Here is an 18,101-nt window from a genome sequence, read left to right on the forward strand (position 1 = left end):
GCCGCAAGTGGTGAGCGGGTGGGCGCCGTAGGCGGTGAGTGGGGTGGTGCCGCAAGCGGTGGCAAGGTCGGCGGTGGAGCCCGTACCGCGGTCGGGGGCAAGGGCGGCGACCCGGTCCGGCAGCTCCGGCGGGCCGTGTTCCCCCTCGCCCCCTGGGTCTTCGCCGCGCCCACGGTCGGGTTCGTGACCCTTCCGGGGCTGGTGCACGCGGGTCTGGTCTTCACCGGGATCGCCACCGCCGTCGTCCCAGGAACCGGCCTCCTGGTCCAACCCCTCGCCCGCCGCGCGGCCGCACACCGACACGCGGCCGCGAGCATCGGGCTCCTGGCGATCGCGAGCGGCCTGGCCCTCGCCGCGTGGGCCGCGCACACCGCCTCCCAGCCGTGGGCGATGACCGCCGCGGTCACCCTGGGCGCGGGCTACGGCTTCACCCTCACCCATGGCCTCACCCAGGTGGCCGCCACGGCACCCCCGCACCAACTGGCCCGCCTCACGTCGTACTTCTGGACGGCCGCGTACACGGGCATGTTCACCCCGTACGCGATCACCCTCCTCACGGACAACGGCCCCCTCACACCCCCACAGACCCTGACCGCCGCGGCGGCGCTCGCGGCCGTGACCTGCGTGACCCACCTGCGGGTACGGCCTGGCACGATCACCCCATGACCCGCCTCCTGACCCACTCCGACCTCACCGCCCTCCTCGACCCGGTCGCCTGCCTCGCCGCGCTCGCGGACGGCTTCCGGGTGGCGGACGAGGTGCCGGTCGCCGGGCAACGCGTGCGTACGGACCTGCCGTTCCCGGGCACGGCGACGGCGCTGATCCCGGGGCTGCTGCCCGGCGTGGCCGCGTACACCGTCAAGGTCAACGCCAAGTTTCCCGGCGCGCGGCCCGCCTTGCGCGGGGTCATCTGCCTGCATGGCGGTGCGGACGGAGAGTTGCTGGCCCTCCTCGACTCGGCCACGGTCACCGCGTGGCGCACGGGCCTGGCGGCCGCCCTCGGCACGCACGTCCTCGCCGCCCCGGACCCGGCCGGCACCGCCGTGCTCGGCGTGATCGGCGCGGGCGCGCAGGCGGAGCTGATGGTGCGCGGCCTGCGTACGCTGCGGCGCTACAGCGCGCTTGCGGTGTACGACACCGACGCGGGCCGCGCGGCCGATTTCGCCGCCCGGCACAAGGGCGAGGTGTCGACGTCCGCCGCCGAAGTCGCGGCCCGCGCCGACGTGGTCCTCCTCGCCACCTGGTCCCGCACCCCGCTCCTCGCCCTCGCCGACACCCGCCCCGGCGGGCACCTCACGACCCTCGGTGCCGACGAGCCGGGCAAACAGGAGCTGGCCGCCGACCTTCTCGACGCGGGCCTCCTCGTCGTCGACGACCGCGAACTGGCCGCGTCCATGGGGGCGTTGGCGGCCGCCGGGCTTCCGGCCAGCGCGGCCGACGCCACCCTCGGCGAGGTCCTGCGCGGCGAGCATCCCGGACGTACGGGCGCCGCCGCCCTTTCCGTGTACGCGCCCGTCGGTCTGCCCTGGCAGGACCTGGCCCTGTCCTGGCTCGCCTTCCGGGAGGCGGAACGGCGCGGTGTCGGGGCGGAGGCCGATCTTCTGGGCTGACTCCTGGGCTGACCGTGGCTCCGCCACGCGGCGGAGGGGGTTCGTTCCGGCAGGTGATCCGGGTGCCCCGCCTTGATCGGCACCGTTGACCCATGACCGTCACCCGTACCGAATCCCGTTTGCGGGCCCGCTGGGCCGCCGCGCACGCCCCCGCCGCCGGGGTGCCCCGCTGGGCTCGGCTCGCCGCGCTGGCCGTGCCCCTCGCCGTGCTGCCCTCCAGTGTCTGGCGGATCGCGTCATGGTTCTTCGACGAGGGCGTCCGCGGTCAGCGGGGAGACCTCCCGGCCTGGGTGCCCGGGTGGGCCTACCTGGTGTTCCTGTCGGTCCTGTCCGAACTGTTCGCGTTCACGGCGGTGGGGCTGGTGGCCCGCTGGGGCGAGGTGTTCCCGCGCTGGGTGCCGTTCCTGCGGGGGCGCGGGGTGCCGCCCATGGCCGCGATCGTCCCGGCGGCGCTCGGGACCGTCGCGGTCACGGTGCTGTGGACGACGGCGTTCATCTCGCAGGCACGCGGCGTCACCATCACCGGTGAGGAACTCTCCGACGACTTCCCCACGCGCCAGGGCGCCTGGGAGGCGGCGGCGCTGTACGTGAGTTACGCGCCGTTGCTGCTGTGGGGGCCGTTGCTCGGGGCGGTCACCTGGGCGTACTGGAGGCGGCGCCGCACACCGAGGTGAGGAACGCCGCCCAGGCGGGGGCGGTGACGGTCACCACGGGCCCGTGGGGGACGAGTTTGCTGTCCCGTACGGGGATGACGCCCGGTATGCCGTCGGCGACCTCGACGCAGTTCTCACCGCCGTCGCCGCTGCTGTAACTGCTCTTGCGCCACTGGGTGGTGTTCAGGCCGACCTTGCGCATCGTCTGTGGTCCTCCGCCACCGCCTGGATCAGGGTCAGGGACGCCTCCGGCGGCAACGCGGCAGCCCTGAGCAGATCGTAGGACCCCTGCACCTGCCTCACCACCGCCGGTTCGTCCAGCAGATTCCCCGTATGCACCCCTTCTGTATAGACGGTGGGCGGCGCGTCCTCGAACTCCATGAGCTTCATCATCTTGCCCATCCTCGGATGCGCCCCGGCCGCGAAGGGGATCACCTGCACCAGCACCTTGTGCTCCTGCGCCATCGTCACGACGCGGTCCAACTGGGCCGCCATGGTGGCGCCGCCGCCGACCGGCACGCGCAGCGCGGCCTCGTGCACGATCACCCAGTACGTGGGACGCGTGGCGTCCGCCAGGATCCAGGCACGGTCCGTGCGGGCCTGGACCTGCTCCTCGATGTATTCCTCGGTGGCGAACGGATTGCCTGCGGTGTAGAGGGCCCGTGCGTACTCGGGAGTTTGCAACAGTCCCGGAATCAACGCCGGTTCGAACTCACAGATCTTCGTCGCCAGCCGCTCCAGCTCCACAGCATGGGCAAAGTACGCCTTGAACGGTTGATCCTTGATCAGCTTGCGCCACATTCGCTCAAAAAAGCCTCCGGTTTGCAGGACCTCATCGATCCGCTGAGCCACATCCAACTGCGGCTTCCGAATGGCCTGTTCGAACTGGCCGATGTAACCCCCGGAGACAAAGACCCGCGCCCCCAGCTCGACCTGGGTAAACGCGACCTCCTCGCGCCTCCGCTTCAGCTCCGCGCCGAAGAACTCCCACGCGGCCTGTCGCGATCCATGAGCACCTTTGGCCATGGATGAACTCCCCTCCGCAGCCCCGCACTTGTAGCGCACAGACTCCTGCCAATCGTAGACGCAACGCGTCACCGTGGGGACACGAAGAGTGAAATCCGACGGACAAGGGGAACCACGTGACGGCGAATAGCGCCGCAGGCAACTCGCACTCTGTGGGTTGTCTCGAAGAGGCGGAGGAAACAGTGGAAGAATTGCGCGCTGCTCTGGCGGGGACAGGAATTTCTTTGCCGTCGCTGCGGGTCGATCCGGTGACGGTCGTCAGAGAGGCGCCATGTCCGCTGGTGGAATTGGGCGGCTGCCCGGTGGAGACGGCGGCGCGGCTCGCGGCGGTGCTGCGGGGGGTGGCGAAGCCGTGAGGCTGCCGATCGGGACGTACGCGGTGGACACCCGGACGGGCCGGGTGGGCAGGGTGATGGGCCACGAGGGCCCGTACGTGCAGCTGCGGCCGTACGGGGGCGGCCGGGAGTGGGACTGCGCCCCGGACGCGCTCAGGATGGCCACGAGCGCGGAGCGCCTGCGCGCGGCGACGGCGTACGCGAACGCGCGGAGCCGCGGCGAGGTGCCTTGACGCGCAGCGGGGGCGTCAGCCGTACCAGGTGACGTTGCAGACGTAGACGCACTCGTGCCGGGGGACAGGGAGGAAGCTGATGAAGCCGCGCCCGCCGAGGATGTCGAACTCGCGCAGCCCGCCTTCGCGGTCGATCGGCCTGCCGACCCGGACGGTTTCCGGTCCGAGCGCGGCGAGTTCGGTGACGATCCGTTCGACCTCGGCCACCACGCCCGGCGGCAGGCCGTCGGTGATGTACTCCTCGCTGGGGTTGTAGTCCCAGGTCCAGTCGCTCACCGAAGGCCGGCCTCGGTCTCCGCGGCCTCCTGGATCTGGCGGATCTCCGTCACGGCATCCGCCGGGTCCTGCTCGCCGTCGGAGACAAGGCGCTCCAGTTCCCGCAGTCGCGCCGCTCGCTGGGGGTGCCGCTCGATCGCCACGAACACGGCCCAGGAGTGGATGAACGCCCGCAAGGGGGCGAGGCTCTGCGTCTGCTGGGCGTTCGTGGTCGCCTCGAAGAGGTGCTGGATGAGGGCTGGTACCCGGCTGGGCGCGATCTTGACCACCGCCGAACGCAACGCGTCGGGCGTCAGCTCGGGCATCGGGATCAGCGGGCCGTACGGGCCGTCGGGTTGCGCGCTCACAGGGGCCTCCGGTGCGGGCAGGGGTGTCCTCGTACGCTACCGGCCCGCTGGAGAAAACCAGCGAAAATTGGTGGGTGGGCGCGATGGGCCGTGGCCCGCCCCGAACCCGGGGCCGTCGCGGGGGCGGCGTACGGGAGAATGGGCCCATGAGCCTGTTCCGTGATGACGGTGTCGTGCTGCGCACCCAGAAGCTGGGTGAGGCGGACCGCATCATCACGCTGCTCACGCGCGGGCACGGGCGGGTGCGGGCCGTGGCCCGCGGAGTGCGGCGCACGAAGTCCAAGTTCGGGGCGCGACTTGAGCCCTTCTCGCACGTGGATGTGCAGTTCTTCGCGAGAGGGAGTGAACTGGTCGGGCGTGGGCTGCCCTTGTGTACGCAGAGTGAGACCATCGCTCCGTACGGTGGCGGGATTGTGAGCGACTACGCGCGCTACACCGCCGGTACGGCCATGCTGGAGACGGCGGAACGGTTCACCGATCATGAGGGGGAGCCGGCCGTGCAGCAGTATCTGCTGCTGGTCGGCGCGCTGCGGACGCTCGCCCGCGGGGAGCACGAGCCGCATCTTGTGCTCGATGCGTTCCTGTTGCGCTCACTCGCCGTGAACGGCTACGCGCCCAGCTTCACGGACTGCGCCAGATGCGGCATGCCGGGCCCCAACCGCTTCTTCTCCGTCGCCGCGGGCGGCTCGATTTGCGCCGACTGCCGGGTGCCGGGCAGCGTCGTACCCTCGGCGGAGACCCTGACGCACCTCGGCGCGCTGCTCACCGGCGACTGGGCGACGGCCGACGCCTGTGAGGCGCGGCACGCCCGCGAGGGCAGCGGCATCGTATCGGCCTATCTGCACTGGCACTTGGAGCGCGGCCTGCGCTCGCTTCGGTACGTAGAGAAAAACGTATAGAAAACGGAGTAGTCACCTCATGGCACGACGCGGAATCCTCGGACGGTCCCGCCGCGAGTACGAGCTGCCCGAGCCCCACCCCTCGGGAGCGCGGCCGCCGAAGATCCCCGGCGAGCTGGTCCCCAAGCACGTGGCCGTCGTCATGGACGGCAACGGGCGGTGGGCGAAGGACCGCGGCCTGCCGCGCACGGAGGGCCACAAGGTCGGCGCCGAGCGCGTCGTCGACGTGCTCCAGGGCGCCATCGAGATGGGCGTCGGCAGCATCTCCCTGTACGCCTTCTCCACCGAGAACTGGAAGCGCTCGCCCGACGAGGTGCGCTTCCTGATGAACTTCAACCGCGACTTCATCCGCAAGTCCCGCGACCAGCTCGACGAACTCGGCGTGCGGGTGCGCTGGGTGGGGCGCATGCCCAAGCTGTGGAAGTCCGTCGCCAAGGAGCTCCAGATCGCCCAGGAGCAGACCAAGGACAACGACCGGCTCACGCTGTACTTCTGCATGAACTACGGCGGCCGCGCCGAGATCGCCGACGCCGCCAAGGCCCTCGCGGAGGACGTGCGCGCCGGACGCCTCGACCCGTCGAAGGTCAGCGAGAAGACCCTCGCCAAGTACCTGTACTACCCGGACATGCCGGACGTGGACCTGTTCCTGCGGCCCAGCGGCGAGCAGCGCACCTCCAACTACCTGATCTGGCAGAGCGCCTACGCCGAGATGGTCTTCCAGGACGTCCTCTGGCCGGACTTCGACCGGCGCGACCTGTGGCGCGCCTGCCTGGAGTACGCCTCGCGCGACCGCCGCTTCGGCGGGGCGATCCCCAACGAGGAACAGATCGCGAACAGTTGATCAGGGGGTGTGGGGGTACGAAGTACCCCCACACCTGAAAGGGTGGGTGGGGAGTGCGGGCCCACCACGGGGCTGCTCAGGCCCGCGCCGAGCAGTCCTCGCACGTACCGAAGATCTCGACCGTGTGCGCCACGTTCACGAAGCCGTGCTCCGCGGCGATGGACTCCGCCCACGACTCGACCGCGGGGCCCTCGACCTCGACGGCCTTGCCGCAGACGCGGCAGACCAGGTGGTGGTGGTGCTCGCCGGTCGAGCAGCGGCGGTAGACCGCCTCGCCGTCGTTGGTGCGCAGCACGTCGACCTCGCCGGCGTCGGCGAGGGACTGGAGCGTGCGGTAGACCGTGGTCAGGCCCACGGAGTCACCGCGGTGCTTGAGCATGTCGTGGAGCTCCTGCGCACTGCGGAACTCGTCCACCTCGTCGAGCGCGGCCGCCACAGCGGCCCGCTGCCGGGTGGACCGGCCTCGTACGGGGGGTCCCGCAGCCGTCGTCACAGGTGCCTCCTAGCACTCTTCAGCACTCGTCCGCACTTTCGTGGTGCGTCGTCTCGCCCGGCCATTGTGCCAGGTAGCCGCCGGACGGTGACCAGAGTGATCTCAGACAGTGACCTCGTCCGACGCGGAGCGCGAGCCCGGCACGTCCGCCGTGCACGCCGCGTCGCGGGCCGCCGACGCGCGCGCCCTCCTGCGCGCCAGAGGCGTCGCGAGCAGCGTGAGCACGATGAACACGCCGATCGTGAGGAGCACGATCGTCGCTCCGGGGGGCACGTCCTGGTAGTACGAGGTGACCGTGCCGCCCAGCGTCACGGAGACCCCGATGGCCACCGCGATCGCGAACGTCGCCGCGAAGCTCCGGGTGAGCTGCTGCGCCGCGGCCACCGGCACCACCATGAGCGCCGACACCAACAGCAGGCCCACGACCCGCATGGCGACGGTGACGGTGACCGCCGCGGTCACGGCCGTCAGGAGGTTCAGGGCCCGCACCGGCAGACCCGTCACACGCGCGAACTCCTCGTCCTGGCTCACCGCGAACAACTGGCGGCGCAGGCCGACCGTGACGAGGACCACGAACGCGGCGAGCAGACAGATCGCCGTCACGTCGTCCTCCGAGACGGTCGACAGGGAACCGAAGAGGTAGGAGCTCAGGTTCGCGTTCGAGCCGCCCGGCGCGAGGTTGATCAGCATCACGCCGCCCGCCATGCCGCCGTAGAACAGCATCGCGAGCGCGATGTCGCCGCGCGTCTTGCCGTACCAGCGGATCAGCTCCATCGCCACAGCTCCGACCACCGCGACCGCCGTGGCCATCCACACCGGGGAGGTGGACAGGAGGAAGCCGAGGCCGACGCCGGTCATCGCGACATGGCCGATTCCGTCGCCCATGAGGGCCTGGCGGCGCTGCACCAGATAGATGCCGACCGCCGGGGCGGTGACGCCGACGAGGGCGGCGGCGAGCAGGGCCCGCTGCATGAATTCGTAGTTCAGGAATTCCATGACGATCGCCGGTCCTCAGGTGAGCAGGCCGGTGCGGACGGGGGCCGCGTCGGCGTCGTGGGGGTGGACGTGGTCGTGGCCGGGCAGCGCGTGCTGGCCCACGGCCTTGGGCGGCGGGCCGTCGTGCAGCACGCAGCCGTCGCGCAGCACCACGGCGCGGTCGATGAGCGGCTCCAGCGGGCCCAGCTCGTGCAGCACGAGCAGCACCGAGGCGCCCTGGTCGACCTGGTGGCGCAGGGTGGCCGCGAGGACCTCCTGGCTGGCCAGGTCCACGCCCGCCATCGGCTCGTCCATGATCAGCAGTTCGGGCTCGGAGACCAGGGCGCGGGCGATCAGGACCCGCTGGTGCTGGCCGCCGGAGAGGGCGCTCACGGAGTCCTTGGCGCGGTCCGCCATGCCGACGAGCTCCAGGGCGTGCGTGACCGCCGCGCGGTCGGCCTTGCGCAGCACGCCGAAGCGGGCCCGCGCGAGCCGGCCGGACGTCACGACCTCCGTGACCGTCGCCGGGACGCCGCCCGCGGCCGTGGTGCGCTGCGGGACATAGCCCACCCGCGCCCAGTCCCGGAAGCGCCGGCGCGGCGTACCGAAGATCTCGATCGTGCCGCCGGTCACCGGGACCTGCCCGATGACCGTGCGCACGGCCGTCGACTTGCCGGAGCCGTTCGCGCCGAGCAGCGCGACGACCTCGCCGCGGCCCACGGCGAGGTCGATGCCGCGCAGGACCGGGCGCCCGCCCAGCTCGGCCGTCACCTCGCGCAGGGATATGACGGGCTCACTCTTGGCGTCGGCCATGGCGGCTGCCTTCCGTGACGGTGACGGGCGTGTGGTGGAGGTCACTTGGTGCCGAGAGCCTTCTGGAGGGCGGCGAGGTTGGACCGCATCACCTCGAAGTAGTCGTCGCCCCTCGACTTCTCCGTGATGCCCTCGATCGGGTCGAGCACGTCCGTCTTCAGCTTGGCGTCCTTCGCGAGGGTCTTCGCGGTCTTGTCGCTGACCAGCGTCTCGTAGAACACCGTCGTCACGCCGTCGGCCTTCGCCATCTCCTGGAGGTCCTTGACGCGGTTCGCGCTCGGCTCGCCCTCCGGGTCCAGGCCGGAGATGGCCTCCTCGGTGAGGCCGTAGCGCTCGGCGAGGTAGCCGAAGGCGGCGTGGGTGGTGATGAAGACCTTCTCGTCGGACGCGGTTTTCTTCAGGCCGTTCTTGAAGTCCGTGTCAAGGCCGGTCAGCTTCTTCACCAGGGCGGCGGTGTTCTTCTCGTACGTGGCCTTGTGGTCCGGGTCCGCCTTCGCGAAGGCCTCGCCGACGCCCTCGGCGACCTCGGCGTACCTCACCGGGTCGAGCCAGATGTGCGGGTCCTTGCCGCCGGGGGTCTCGTGGCTGTGGCCCTCGTGACCCTCTTCCTCGTGGCCGTGCTCGTCCTCGGAGCCGTGCTCGTCGTGCTCCTCGTGCTTGTCGTGCCCGCCGACCTCGTTGCCGTGCTTCTCCAGGCTGGTCAGGGAGGCGGCGTCGATCTTGGTCTTGATGCCGGACTGGCCGATGGCCTCGTCGACGGAGGGCTGCAGACCCTTCAGGTAGAGCGCGGCGTCCGCGTTCTCCAGCTGCGCCGTCTGCTTGGCGCTGATCTCCAGGTCGTGCGGCTCCTGGCCGGGCTCGGTGAGCGTGGTGACCTCGACGTTCTTGCCGCCGATCTCCTTCGCCAGGAACTCCATGGGGTAGAACGACGCCACTACGTCCAGCTTGCCCTCGCTGTTCTTGTCCGCCGCGTCCGAGGACGCGCAGCCGGACAGGGCGGTGAGGCCCAGAACCGTGGCGGTGGCGAGGGCGGCGGAGGGTATGAGGCGTCGTACGTTCATGACAGTCATTTTCAACAAACTTGGAAACGGTTGTCAACAAAGTGTCGATCTGTACGCGTCTGCTCGCGCTCGGCGACTGCCGGAACCGGACCGTGCCAGAACCGATTTGATCCGAGGGGTACGGCCGCCGGTAATCTGAAGCATTCGCTCCTGAGGCATGCGCTTCGTCAGCCCCGAAGCGTGGCTTCGCCGTCGTCGTAATGAAGAGAGCACCGTGGCCGCCGACAAGATCGACACCATCGTCAGCCTGAGCAAGCGCCGAGGCTTCGTCTTTCCGTGCAGTGAGATCTACGGCGGCCAGCGCGCCGCCTGGGACTACGGACCTCTGGGCGTCGAGCTGAAGGAGAACCTCAAGCGTCAGTGGTGGCGCTACATGGTCACCTCGCGGGAAGACGTCGTCGGTATCGACTCGTCCGTGATCCTGGCCACCGAGGTGTGGCAGGCATCCGGCCACATCGCCACCTTCACCGACCCGCTCACCGAGTGCACCTCCTGTCACAAGCGCTTCCGCGCCGACCACCTGGAGGAGGCGTTCCAGGAGAAGAAGGGCCGCGCTCCGGAGAGCCTCGCGGACATCAACTGCCCCAACTGCGGCACCAAGGGCCAGTTCACCGAGCCCAAGCAGTTCTCCGGTCTGCTCTCCACCCACCTCGGCCCCACCCAGGACAGCGGCTCCGTCGCCTACCTGCGGCCCGAGACCGCCCAGGGCATCTTCACCAACTTCGCCCAGGTGCAGACCACTTCGCGGCGCAAGCCGCCGTTCGGCATCGCCCAGATGGGCAAGTCCTTCCGCAACGAGATCACGCCCGGCAACTTCATCTTCCGCACCCGCGAGTTCGAGCAGATGGAGATGGAGTTCTTCGTCAAGCCGGGCGAGGACGAGAAGTGGCAGGAGTACTGGATGGAGCAGCGCTGGAACTGGTACACCGGTCTCGGCCTGCGCGAGGAGAACATGCGGTGGTTCGAGCACCCGCAGGAGAAGCTCTCCCACTACTCCAAGCGCACCGCTGACATCGAGTACCGCTTCCAGTTCGGCGGCAGCGAGTGGGGCGAGCTCGAGGGCGTCGCCAACCGCACCGACTACGACCTGTCGGCCCACTCGAAGGCTTCGGGCCAGGACCTGTCGTACTTCGACCAGGAGGCCGGCGAGCGCTGGACTCCGTACGTCATCGAGCCCGCCGCCGGTGTCGGCCGCACCATGCTCGCCTTCCTGCTCGACTCCTACATCGAGGACGAGGCGCCCAACGCCAAGGGCAAGCTGGAGAAGCGCACGGTCATGCGCTTCGACCACCGCCTCGCCCCGGTGAAGGTCGCGGTGCTTCCCCTGTCGAGGAACCCGGAGCTCTCGCCCAAGGCCAAGGGCCTGGCCGCCGCCCTGCGGCAGAACTGGAACATCGAGTTCGACGACGCGGGCGCCATCGGCCGCCGCTACCGCCGCCAGGACGAGATCGGCACGCCGTACTGCGTGACGGTCGACTTCGACACCCTGGAGGACAACGCGGTGACCGTGCGCGAGCGCGACACCATGAAGCAGGAGCGGGTGTCCCTCGATCAGATCGAGGGCTATCTGGCTACGCGCCTCGTCGGCTGCTGACGTTCACCCGCGTTCACCCTTTCTTGGCACGAAGGCCCCCGGTTCCGGCCACGGAACCGGGGGCCTTTGCTGCACACTGACGCCATGCCTTCGACGACCACGAGCAAGGTCAGCAGATGGGACCAGCACGGGCGCGAACACGTCGTCCGTGTGCAAAAGGCGGGCGTGCAGCGGCAGTTGACCTGCGACACCTGCGGCTGGAGCCGCAAGGCGCAGTTCTTGCCTTGGCTCAAGGCGGAGGAACACTTGGTGCAGGAGCACCAGGCGACGGTGGATCCGTCGGCATCCTCCGGCTGATCGGCGCGCGGTGCGCCATGGTGCCGCGGCCACCTGTGCGGCTGCGGGTGGTTCGTGGCTGGTCGCGCAGTTCCCCGCGCCCCTTCGGGCGCGCAGAGCCTACGCGGCGTTGCGGATCAGGTCGGCCGCCTTTTCCCCGATGGCCATCGCCGCCGCGTTCGTGTTTACCGACACGATCGTCGGCATGACCGACGCGTCCGCGACGCGGAGACCGGGGACGCCCCGGACCCTGAGGTCGGGCGTCACGACGGCCGCCGCGCCCGTCCCCATCGCGCAGCTGCCTGCCAGGTGGAAGTAGGGCCCTGTCGCCGCCGCCAGGAACGCCCGCAGGCCCGCCTCGTCCGTGACCCCCGGCCCCGGCAGCACCTCCCGCGCACCCCACTCGGCGAACGGCCCCGCCGCCGCCACCGCCCGCGCCACCTCCAGGCCGTGCAGCATGCGCCGCACGTCCGACTCGTCGCCGAGATAGCCGGGGTCGATCAGCGGCGGCGTGTCCGGGTCGGCGTCGGCGAGCCGCACCGAGCCCCGGGAGCGCGGCACCGTGGCCACGCCGAGAGTGAAGCCGTTCTCGGGCGCCGTCATCGTCGGCGGGTGGTACGGCACATGGATGAACATCAGCTGCATGTCCGGGCCCGGCAGGGACGCCTCGCTGCGCCAGGCGAGGGACGCCTCCGACAGGTTCACGCGACCGGCCGGTACCGGCCGGTCCGCCGCGTACACGAGCCCGCACAGCGGATGGTCCTGCAAGCCCCGGCCCACGCCCGGCAGATCGTGGCGCACCTCCACCCCGGCCCGGCGCAGCTCCTCGGCCGGACCGATGCCGGACAGCAGCAGGAGCCGGGGCGAGTCGACCGCGCCCGCGCTGACGATCACCTCGGCGCGCGCGTACGCCCGCACCGTCTCGCCGCCGCGCGTGAACTCCACGCCCACGCACCGGTCGCCGTCGAAGAGGAGCCGGTGCGCGCGGGAGTCCGTGGACACCGTCAGCCGCGGGCGGTGCGGGGCGACGGGGTGCAGATAGGCGTCGGCCGCGCTCTGCCGGATCCCGTCGGCGACCGTCAAGTCGTGCAGGCCCGCGCCCTCTTGACGGATGCCGTTGAAGTCGTCGGTCAGGGGGTGTCCGGCGGCGACGGCCGCGTCGACGAAGGTCCGCGAGAGGGGATTGACGTCGGCGTCGGCGGCGGGGGAGGGGCGCAACGGGCCGCGGTCGCCGCGGAGTTCGGCGCCCGCGCCGCCCCCGCCCGGCACCGACTCCATCCGCCGGAAGTACGGCAGCAGGTCGTCGAAGCCCCACCCGGTGCAGCCCGCGGCCGCCCAGGCGTCGTAGTCGGCGCGGTGGCCGCGCAGGAACACCATCGCGTTGATGGCGCTGGAGCCGCCGAGGGTGCGGCCGCGCGGGCAGGGCGGCGCGATCCCGCCGAGGCCGGGCTGCGGCACCGAGGCATAGCCGTGGTCCACGTCCGTGCCCCACAGCGACGGCCACGCGAAGGGCGTCGCGAGGTCCGCCTTCGTCTCGCGGGGACCGGCCTCCAGGAGCAGCACGCTGCGGGCGTCCTCGCTGAGCCGCGCCGCGAGCACGCATCCGGCCGACCCGGCGCCGACGACGACGTAATCGGCTTCGACGGCCCCCGTTTCCGTCAACTCGCTTGCCTTCAAAGCCACTTCACGCCTCCTGGTGTCCCCGGGTGTGCCGGGGTTCAGGGAATCAGGCGGGGCGGGGGCGGGTCAGCGGAACGGGAGAATCAGGCCGCGTGCCTGGGGCGACGTCAGGGGCGCAGGCCCCGCACCAGCAGGTCGAGCAGCGAGGTGAACGCGTCCTCGACGCCCGCACGCGACCAGTCCGGCGCGTACACCGGGTCGTGGTAGCGGGCCGTGGCCTCGAACAGGGCGCGGGCCGTGACGTCCGGCTCGCACGGGGCGAACTCGCCGCCCTCGACGCCCTGCCGGACGATCGCGGCGAGCTGCCCGGTGAGGTCCGCGATGTGTTCCTCGACGACCTCGCTGGCCTCGCCGGTCAGGACCGTGTACGTCGCGAACAGCTCGGGGTCGTCGCCCGCCTTGTGCTGCTTGGCCTCGAAGAGCCCGGCCAGCCAGCGCCGCAGCCGGTCCTCCGCGGGTCCCTCCGCGTCGACCACGCCGGACAGGGCGTCCGACGTCCGGTCCAGCCACCGCTTGGTGACCGCCTCGCGCAGCGCGGCCTTCGTACGGAAGTGGCGGTACACGCTGGCGTGGCTGACGCCGAGCGCGCGGGCCACGTCCACCACGGTCGCCTTGGCGGCACCGTGCCGGCGCAGCACCTCCTCGGTCGTGGCGAGGATGCGCTCGGCGGTCAGGGTCTCGGTCGTAGCCATGGTCAAGAAGGTACCCGCAGGCACCGGCCGGGGCGGTGGCCGGTCATGTCAGCGCTCGCTGTCGAGGTGCGCCATCTGCGCCTCGGGGTAGCGGGCGCCGGCGGCGGCGCCGGCCGGGACGGCCTGCTCGATGGCGGCGAGGTCGGCGTCGGTCAGCGTCACGTCCAGGGCGCCGAGGGCCTCGGTGAGGCGGTCGCGGCGGCGGGCGCCGACCAGCGGCACGATGCTCGCGCCGGACCTCGGGCCCTGGGCGAGCACCCAGGCGATCGCGGTCTGCGCGACGCTCACGCCCTTGTCGTCGGCGATCTTGCGCAGGGCGTCGACGAGGTCCAGGTTGCGCTGGAGGTTGTCGCCCTGGAAGCGGGGGCTCATGCCGCGGAAGTCGTTCGCGGCGAGCTGCCGGTCGCGGGTGAAGTGGCCGGAGATCAGGCCGCGCGACAGGACGCCGTACGCGGTGACGCCGATGCCGAGCTCGGCGGCGGTGGGCAGGATGTCGTCCTCGATGCCGCGCGAGATCAGGGAGTACTCGATCTGGAGGTCCGAGATGGGCGCGACGGCCGCCGCGCGGCGCAGGGTGTCCGCGCCGACCTCCGAAAGCCCGATGTGGCGCACGTGCCCCTTCTCGACCAGCTCGGCGATGGCGCCGACGGTCTCCTCGATGGGCACGTCCGGGTCCATGCGGGCGATGCGGTAGACGTCGATGTGGTCGACGCCGAGGCGCTGCAGGGAGTACGCGGCGAAGTTCTTCACCGCGGCCGGGCGGCCGTCGTAGCCCGACCAGCCGCCGTCCGGGTCGCGGAGGGCGCCGAACTTCACGCTGGTGAGGGCCTGTTCGCGGCGGGCCGCGGGGGCCGAGCGCAGGGCCTCGCCGATGAGGAGTTCGTTGTGGCCCATCGCGTAGAAGTCGCCGGTGTCGAGGAGCGTGACGCCCGCTTCGAGGGCGGCGTGGATCGTCGCGATCGACTCCGTGCGGTCGGCTTCGCCGTACAGCGCGGACATGCCCATGCAGCCGAGGCCGAGGGCGGAGGTGGTGGGGCCGGTGGTGCCGAGAGTGAGAGTACGCATGCCGACCATCATGCACGCGTCGCTGACAGATTTCAAGTTTTGTTATCTGTTTTCTGTACTCTGTAACTTGTCGGTCGGCTCCTCGCCGAACCGCTCGGCCGTGCGCCGTGCCGTGCCGCGCGCCCAGGCCCCGCTGCTCAGCGCCCCGAAGACGAGCACCGCGAGCCCGCACCCGGTGATCACCCACCAGGCGGGGCGGCCGGCCTCCGTGAAGTCGTGCGCGTACGAAGCCGTGTGCGCGACGGCCACCCCGGAGGCGAGGACCGCGCCGATCACCGCGACGCCGAGGGTCTGGCCGATCTGGCGGCTGGTGGACGCGACGGCGGCGGCGACGCCCGCCTGGGCGCGCGGCATCCCGGCGACGGCCGTGTTGGTGATGGGCGCGTTCACGAAGCCGAAGCCGAGCCCGAACACGACGTACGCGAGCAGTCGGCTCGGGCCCGCGTCCTCCGCCTCGAAGGCCGCGAACAGCACCCCGGACACCGTCATCGCGACGCCCGCGATCAGCAGCGAGGCGCGCGGCCCTCGGGCGCCGACGAGCCGACCCGACAGCGGCGCGCACACCAGCGTCATGGCGGCCATCGGCAGCATCCACACGCCCGCGTGCAGCGCGTCGAGGCCGCGTACGTCCTGGAGGTAGAGGGTCGACAGGAACAGGAAGCCGCCGAGGGCCGCGAACGCCGCGATCGCGATCACGGTGGCGCCGCTGAACGGCGCCGACTGGAAGAAGCGCAGGTCGATCAGGGGTTCCGCGCGCCGGGGCTCGTACAGGAGCAGGCCCGCGAGCGCCGCTGCCGCCATCGCCGCGAACGTCATGATCAGCGGGGACGTCCAGCCCGCCGTCGGCGCCTCGATGATCGCGTACGTCAGGGCGCCGAGCAGCACGATCACCAGGAGCTGGCCGACGGGGTCGGCGCGGCGCGGCTTCGGCGCGCGGGACTCGGGGACGTACCGGGCGGTGAGGAACAGCGCCGCGAGGCCCACCGGCAGATTGACCAAGAAGATCGCCCGCCAGCCCACCGAGTCCACAAGCAGGCCGCCCACCAGCGGGCCCGCCGCCATCGAGATGCCGACGACGCCGCCCCACACCCCGATGGCGCGGGCCCGCTCACGCGGCTCGGTGAAGGTGTTCGTGATGATCGACATGGCCACCGGGTTGAGCATCGAGCCGCCCACGGCCTGGACCATGCGGAAGGCCACCAGGCATTCCAGGTTGGGGGCGAGCGAGCACAGCACCGACCCGAGCGTGAACACCAGCAGGCCCGCCTGGAACACCTTGCGGCGCCCGATCCGGTCGGCCGTCGAGCCCGCCAGCATCAGGAAGGACGCGAGGACCAGGGTGTAGGCGTCGATCGTCCACTGCATGCCCGAGATGCTCGCGTCGAACTCCCGGCGCATCGTGGGCAGCGCCACGTTCAGGATGGTGTTGTCGAGACTCACGATCAGCAGGCTCATGCAGCAGATCGCGAGCACCAGTATCCGGTGCCGGTGGCTCAGCTCGGGCATACGGTCGACGGTAGCTCCAGGTGCGGGGCGCCGCCTCGGGCGGGCGGGCGCGCGAGGCCGGCGCCGGAGGGCACGCGCGGGCTCAGCCGAGCTCGCGCGGCAGGCGCAGGCTCAGCGCGGCGAGGGCGAGGAGCCCGGCGAGCTGCACGGCGAGGACCGTCGCGAAGGCTTCGCGCAGGCCGACGCCGGAGTTCAGGGCCAGGAACAGCGAGCCGAGCGTGGCCACCCCCACGGCGAGGCAGGACTGCTGGGCCGTCGCGGCGAGCCCGCTGCCGGCGCCCGCACGCGCGGCGGGCACGGCGGACAGCAGGATCCGGAAGTACAGCGGGAGCTGGATGCCCTGGCCGAAGCCGCACAGCGCCAGGCCCGGCGCCAGCGTCAGCGGGGTCAGCGCCGACCACGGGGCCCACAGGACCGTCAGGGCGAGGACGGCGACACCCGTGCCGTGCACCAGCGCGCACAGGGTCAGGGCGCGGCTGCCAAGCCGATGCACCAGACGCGGCGCGAGCAGAGACGCCGCGAACTGCGCGACACCCATGGGGATCAGGGTCAGGCCCGCCTTGAGCGCGCCGTACCCGAGGCCCTCCTGGAGGGTCACCGCGCTCACGAACATCCAGCCGCTGAACCCGATGAAGATGGGCACGCCGACGAGAAGACCCCGGCGGACGCCCGGCTCCCGCATCAGGGACGGCGGAAGCAGCGGGCTGCCGCCGCTCGCCTCCGCGCGGCGCTCCACGGCGGCGAACGCCCAGATCAGGAAGGGCGCGGCGACGAGGGTGACGATCGACCAGAGGGGCCAGCCCGCGGCCCGGCCCTCGGTGAGCGGGAGCAGGAACGCGGTCAGGGCCACGGCGAGCAGGACCGTGCCCGCCAGGTCGCCGCGCGCCGGGCGGTCGGCCCGGCTGTCGGGCACCGCGCGGACCGCGAAGACCAGGGCGAGCGCGGCCACCGGCACGTTCACCAGGAACACCATGCGCCAGCCGGTGCCCGCCAGGTCGGCGGCGACCAGGACCCCGCCGAGTATCTGCCCGAGCACCATCGATACGCCGCCGACGGAGCCGTACAGCGAGACGGCCCGCGCGCGGCGCTCCCCGCTGGTCGTCGCGTGGATGGTGGCGAGCACCTGCGGCAGCATCAGCGCCGACGCCGCGCCCTGCGCCGCCCGCGCCGCCACCAGCCACCACGCGGTCGGCGCGAGCCCGCAGGCCAGCGAGGTGAGCCCGAAGGCGGCGACGCCCCACAGGAACAGCGTCCGGCGGCCGTGGGTGTCCCCGAGCCGGCCGCCGAGGACGAGCAGCACGGCGTACGCGACGGCGTAGCCCGCGACCACCATCTCCAGGGTGGCGGCGGGGGCGCGCAGGTCGGCCTCGATGTCGGGCAGGGCGACGTTGACGATGAAGAAGTCGATCATCGGCAGGGCGGCGCCGAGCAGGATGGTGATCAGGCCGAGAGGGGTGAGGGCGGCGGGGGTCGGGGACGGGGGAGCGGTGCGTGCACCTGGCTGGGTGCCATGGGTCGTGAGAGTCACGGATACGACGATGGACGGGCGCCCTAGGGGGGTACCAGAGTGTCTTTATCCTGGTAGTAGGTGCACCTGGCAACGGGGTGAGGGGTGCGGCAGCCTGGGGGTGTGACCGTTACCGCAGAGTCCGCCGCCGTGTCGTCCGCCGTGGGGTCCGCCGCCTCGGCGCCCGCTGCCGGGTCCGCCGCGCCGCCCGCCGCCGGG

General features: G+C 71.6%; 21 protein-coding genes and 1 pseudogene. 9 read left to right on the top strand and 13 right to left on the bottom strand.

Going from position 1 to position 18,101, the window contains the following annotated elements; translation table 11 throughout:
• The 3 genes and pseudogenes from STRAU_RS15935 to STRAU_RS15945 all read left to right on the top strand — a co-directional run.
• Positions 1 to 666 (top strand): annotated as a pseudogene (locus STRAU_RS15935) (MFS transporter); the annotation flags it as partial.
• Entirely contained in the window at positions 663 to 1,610 is a 948-nt protein-coding gene (locus STRAU_RS15940; protein ID WP_016641361.1) for an ornithine cyclodeaminase family protein, read from the top strand. The pseudogene STRAU_RS15935 and the gene STRAU_RS15940, both read left to right, overlap by 4 nt.
• Before the next feature lie 92 nt (positions 1,611 to 1,702).
• Positions 1,703 to 2,284, top strand: a complete 582-nt coding sequence (locus STRAU_RS15945) for a hypothetical protein (protein WP_016641362.1) — start codon at positions 1,703 to 1,705, stop codon at positions 2,282 to 2,284.
• On the opposite strand, the gene STRAU_RS15950 is transcribed toward STRAU_RS15945, so the two are convergent.
• A complete protein-coding gene (locus tag STRAU_RS15950; protein ID WP_016641363.1) occupies positions 2,244 to 2,465 on the bottom strand; it encodes a DUF397 domain-containing protein in 222 nt (73 codons plus the stop codon). The two genes, STRAU_RS15945 and STRAU_RS15950, sit on opposite strands and share 41 nt — an antisense overlap.
• Entirely contained in the window at positions 2,447 to 3,289 is an 843-nt protein-coding gene (locus tag STRAU_RS15955) for a helix-turn-helix domain-containing protein (protein ID WP_016641364.1), read from the bottom strand. The genes STRAU_RS15950 and STRAU_RS15955 overlap by 19 nt, the downstream gene beginning before the upstream one ends.
• A 116-nt stretch (positions 3,290 to 3,405) precedes the next feature.
• On the opposite strand from STRAU_RS15955, the gene STRAU_RS40245 reads away from it, so the two are divergent.
• Together STRAU_RS40245 and STRAU_RS15960 are read left to right on the top strand one after the other, a co-directional pair.
• Entirely contained in the window at positions 3,406 to 3,645 is a 240-nt protein-coding gene (locus STRAU_RS40245) for a hypothetical protein (protein WP_078621252.1), read from the top strand.
• A complete protein-coding gene (locus STRAU_RS15960) occupies positions 3,642 to 3,857 on the top strand; it encodes a hypothetical protein (protein ID WP_016641365.1) in 216 nt (71 codons plus the stop codon). Before STRAU_RS40245 ends, STRAU_RS15960 begins: the two co-directional genes overlap by 4 nt.
• Before the next feature lie 15 nt (positions 3,858 to 3,872).
• On the opposite strand, the gene STRAU_RS15965 is transcribed toward STRAU_RS15960, so the two are convergent.
• Together STRAU_RS15965 and STRAU_RS15970 are read right to left on the bottom strand one after the other, a co-directional pair.
• Entirely contained in the window at positions 3,873 to 4,133 is a 261-nt protein-coding gene (locus STRAU_RS15965; protein WP_016641367.1) for a hypothetical protein, read from the bottom strand.
• A complete protein-coding gene (locus tag STRAU_RS15970; protein WP_016641366.1) occupies positions 4,130 to 4,480 on the bottom strand; it encodes a DUF6247 family protein in 351 nt (116 codons plus the stop codon). The genes STRAU_RS15965 and STRAU_RS15970 overlap by 4 nt, the downstream gene beginning before the upstream one ends.
• 146 nt (positions 4,481 to 4,626) lie before the next feature.
• Between STRAU_RS15970 and recO the strand changes: the two genes are divergently transcribed.
• Together recO and STRAU_RS15980 are read left to right on the top strand one after the other, a co-directional pair.
• Positions 4,627 to 5,379, top strand: a complete 753-nt coding sequence (gene recO / locus STRAU_RS15975; protein WP_016641368.1) for a DNA repair protein RecO — start codon at positions 4,627 to 4,629, stop codon at positions 5,377 to 5,379.
• A 19-nt stretch (positions 5,380 to 5,398) separates the two neighbouring features.
• Entirely contained in the window at positions 5,399 to 6,220 is an 822-nt protein-coding gene (locus tag STRAU_RS15980) for an isoprenyl transferase (protein ID WP_016641369.1), read from the top strand.
• A 76-nt stretch (positions 6,221 to 6,296) separates the two neighbouring features.
• Here the strand turns inward: STRAU_RS15980 and STRAU_RS15985 are convergent, their stop codons facing one another.
• From STRAU_RS15985 to STRAU_RS16000, 4 genes are all read right to left on the bottom strand, one after another.
• Entirely contained in the window at positions 6,297 to 6,713 is a 417-nt protein-coding gene (locus STRAU_RS15985) for a Fur family transcriptional regulator (protein WP_037659778.1), read from the bottom strand.
• A 102-nt stretch (positions 6,714 to 6,815) separates the two neighbouring features.
• Positions 6,816 to 7,709 carry a metal ABC transporter permease gene (locus STRAU_RS15990; protein WP_016641371.1) on the bottom strand — a complete coding sequence of 298 codons (894 nt, stop codon included), beginning with the start codon at positions 7,707 to 7,709 and terminating at the stop codon, positions 6,816 to 6,818.
• A 15-nt stretch (positions 7,710 to 7,724) separates the two neighbouring features.
• A complete protein-coding gene (locus tag STRAU_RS15995; protein WP_037659781.1) occupies positions 7,725 to 8,501 on the bottom strand; it encodes a metal ABC transporter ATP-binding protein in 777 nt (258 codons plus the stop codon).
• Positions 8,502 to 8,542: 41 nt separating this feature from the next.
• Positions 8,543 to 9,562: a metal ABC transporter substrate-binding protein gene (locus STRAU_RS16000; protein ID WP_037659785.1), complete on the bottom strand. Its 1,020-nt coding sequence runs from the start codon at positions 9,560 to 9,562 to the stop codon at positions 8,543 to 8,545.
• Between the two features lie 214 nt (positions 9,563 to 9,776).
• On the opposite strand from STRAU_RS16000, the gene STRAU_RS16005 reads away from it, so the two are divergent.
• Both STRAU_RS16005 and STRAU_RS16010 read left to right on the top strand, forming a co-directional pair.
• Complete coding sequence (locus tag STRAU_RS16005) at positions 9,777 to 11,156, top strand: glycine--tRNA ligase (protein WP_037659787.1); 1,380 nt, start codon at positions 9,777 to 9,779, stop codon at positions 11,154 to 11,156.
• A gap of 84 nt (positions 11,157 to 11,240) precedes the next feature.
• On the top strand, positions 11,241 to 11,453 hold the full coding sequence (locus STRAU_RS16010) for a hypothetical protein (RefSeq protein ID WP_016641375.1): 213 nt from the start codon (positions 11,241 to 11,243) through the stop codon (positions 11,451 to 11,453).
• 99 nt (positions 11,454 to 11,552) lie between these two features.
• On the opposite strand, the gene STRAU_RS16015 is transcribed toward STRAU_RS16010, so the two are convergent.
• The 5 genes from STRAU_RS16015 to STRAU_RS16035 form a co-directional block, all read right to left on the bottom strand.
• Complete coding sequence (locus STRAU_RS16015; protein ID WP_016641376.1) at positions 11,553 to 13,109, bottom strand: GMC family oxidoreductase; 1,557 nt, start codon at positions 13,107 to 13,109, stop codon at positions 11,553 to 11,555.
• Positions 13,110 to 13,219: 110 nt separating this feature from the next.
• Complete coding sequence (locus STRAU_RS16020; RefSeq protein ID WP_037659791.1) at positions 13,220 to 13,804, bottom strand: TetR/AcrR family transcriptional regulator; 585 nt, start codon at positions 13,802 to 13,804, stop codon at positions 13,220 to 13,222.
• Positions 13,805 to 13,852: 48 nt separating this feature from the next.
• Positions 13,853 to 14,869, bottom strand: a complete 1,017-nt coding sequence (locus tag STRAU_RS16025; protein WP_037659793.1) for an aldo/keto reductase — start codon at positions 14,867 to 14,869, stop codon at positions 13,853 to 13,855.
• A 42-nt stretch (positions 14,870 to 14,911) separates the two neighbouring features.
• A complete protein-coding gene (locus tag STRAU_RS16030) occupies positions 14,912 to 16,375 on the bottom strand; it encodes an MFS transporter (protein WP_016641379.1) in 1,464 nt (487 codons plus the stop codon).
• A gap of 82 nt (positions 16,376 to 16,457) precedes the next feature.
• A complete protein-coding gene (locus tag STRAU_RS16035) occupies positions 16,458 to 17,903 on the bottom strand; it encodes an MFS transporter (RefSeq protein ID WP_016641380.1) in 1,446 nt (481 codons plus the stop codon).
• Between the last annotated feature and the right edge of the window lie 198 nt (positions 17,904 to 18,101).

The sequence above is a fragment of the Streptomyces aurantiacus JA 4570 genome (assembly GCF_000414115.1).
Lineage (GTDB): Bacteria > Actinomycetota > Actinomycetes > Streptomycetales > Streptomycetaceae > Streptomyces > Streptomyces aurantiacus_A.

Excerpts from the sequence above, each read along its gene's own strand:
- STRAU_RS15940 (WP_016641361.1), top strand. The coding sequence starts at position 663 with ATGACCCGCCTCCTGACCCACTCCGACCTCACCGCCCTCCTCGACCCG.
- STRAU_RS15945 (WP_016641362.1), top strand. The coding sequence starts at position 1,703 with ATGACCGTCACCCGTACCGAATCCCGTTTGCGGGCCCGCTGGGCCGCC.
- STRAU_RS15950 (WP_016641363.1), bottom strand. The coding sequence starts at position 2,465 with ATGCGCAAGGTCGGCCTGAACACCACCCAGTGGCGCAAGAGCAGTTAC.
- STRAU_RS15955 (WP_016641364.1), bottom strand. The coding sequence starts at position 3,289 with ATGGCCAAAGGTGCTCATGGATCGCGACAGGCCGCGTGGGAGTTCTTC.
- recO (WP_016641368.1), top strand. The coding sequence starts at position 4,627 with ATGAGCCTGTTCCGTGATGACGGTGTCGTGCTGCGCACCCAGAAGCTG.
- STRAU_RS15980 (WP_016641369.1), top strand. The coding sequence starts at position 5,399 with ATGGCACGACGCGGAATCCTCGGACGGTCCCGCCGCGAGTACGAGCTG.
- STRAU_RS15990 (WP_016641371.1), bottom strand. The coding sequence starts at position 7,709 with ATGGAATTCCTGAACTACGAATTCATGCAGCGGGCCCTGCTCGCCGCC.
- STRAU_RS15995 (WP_037659781.1), bottom strand. The coding sequence starts at position 8,501 with ATGGCCGACGCCAAGAGTGAGCCCGTCATATCCCTGCGCGAGGTGACG.
- STRAU_RS16000 (WP_037659785.1), bottom strand. The coding sequence starts at position 9,562 with ATGAACGTACGACGCCTCATACCCTCCGCCGCCCTCGCCACCGCCACG.
- STRAU_RS16010 (WP_016641375.1), top strand. The coding sequence starts at position 11,241 with ATGCCTTCGACGACCACGAGCAAGGTCAGCAGATGGGACCAGCACGGG.
- STRAU_RS16020 (WP_037659791.1), bottom strand. The coding sequence starts at position 13,804 with ATGGCTACGACCGAGACCCTGACCGCCGAGCGCATCCTCGCCACGACC.
- STRAU_RS16025 (WP_037659793.1), bottom strand. The coding sequence starts at position 14,869 with ATGCGTACTCTCACTCTCGGCACCACCGGCCCCACCACCTCCGCCCTC.
- STRAU_RS16030 (WP_016641379.1), bottom strand. The coding sequence starts at position 16,375 with ATGCCCGAGCTGAGCCACCGGCACCGGATACTGGTGCTCGCGATCTGC.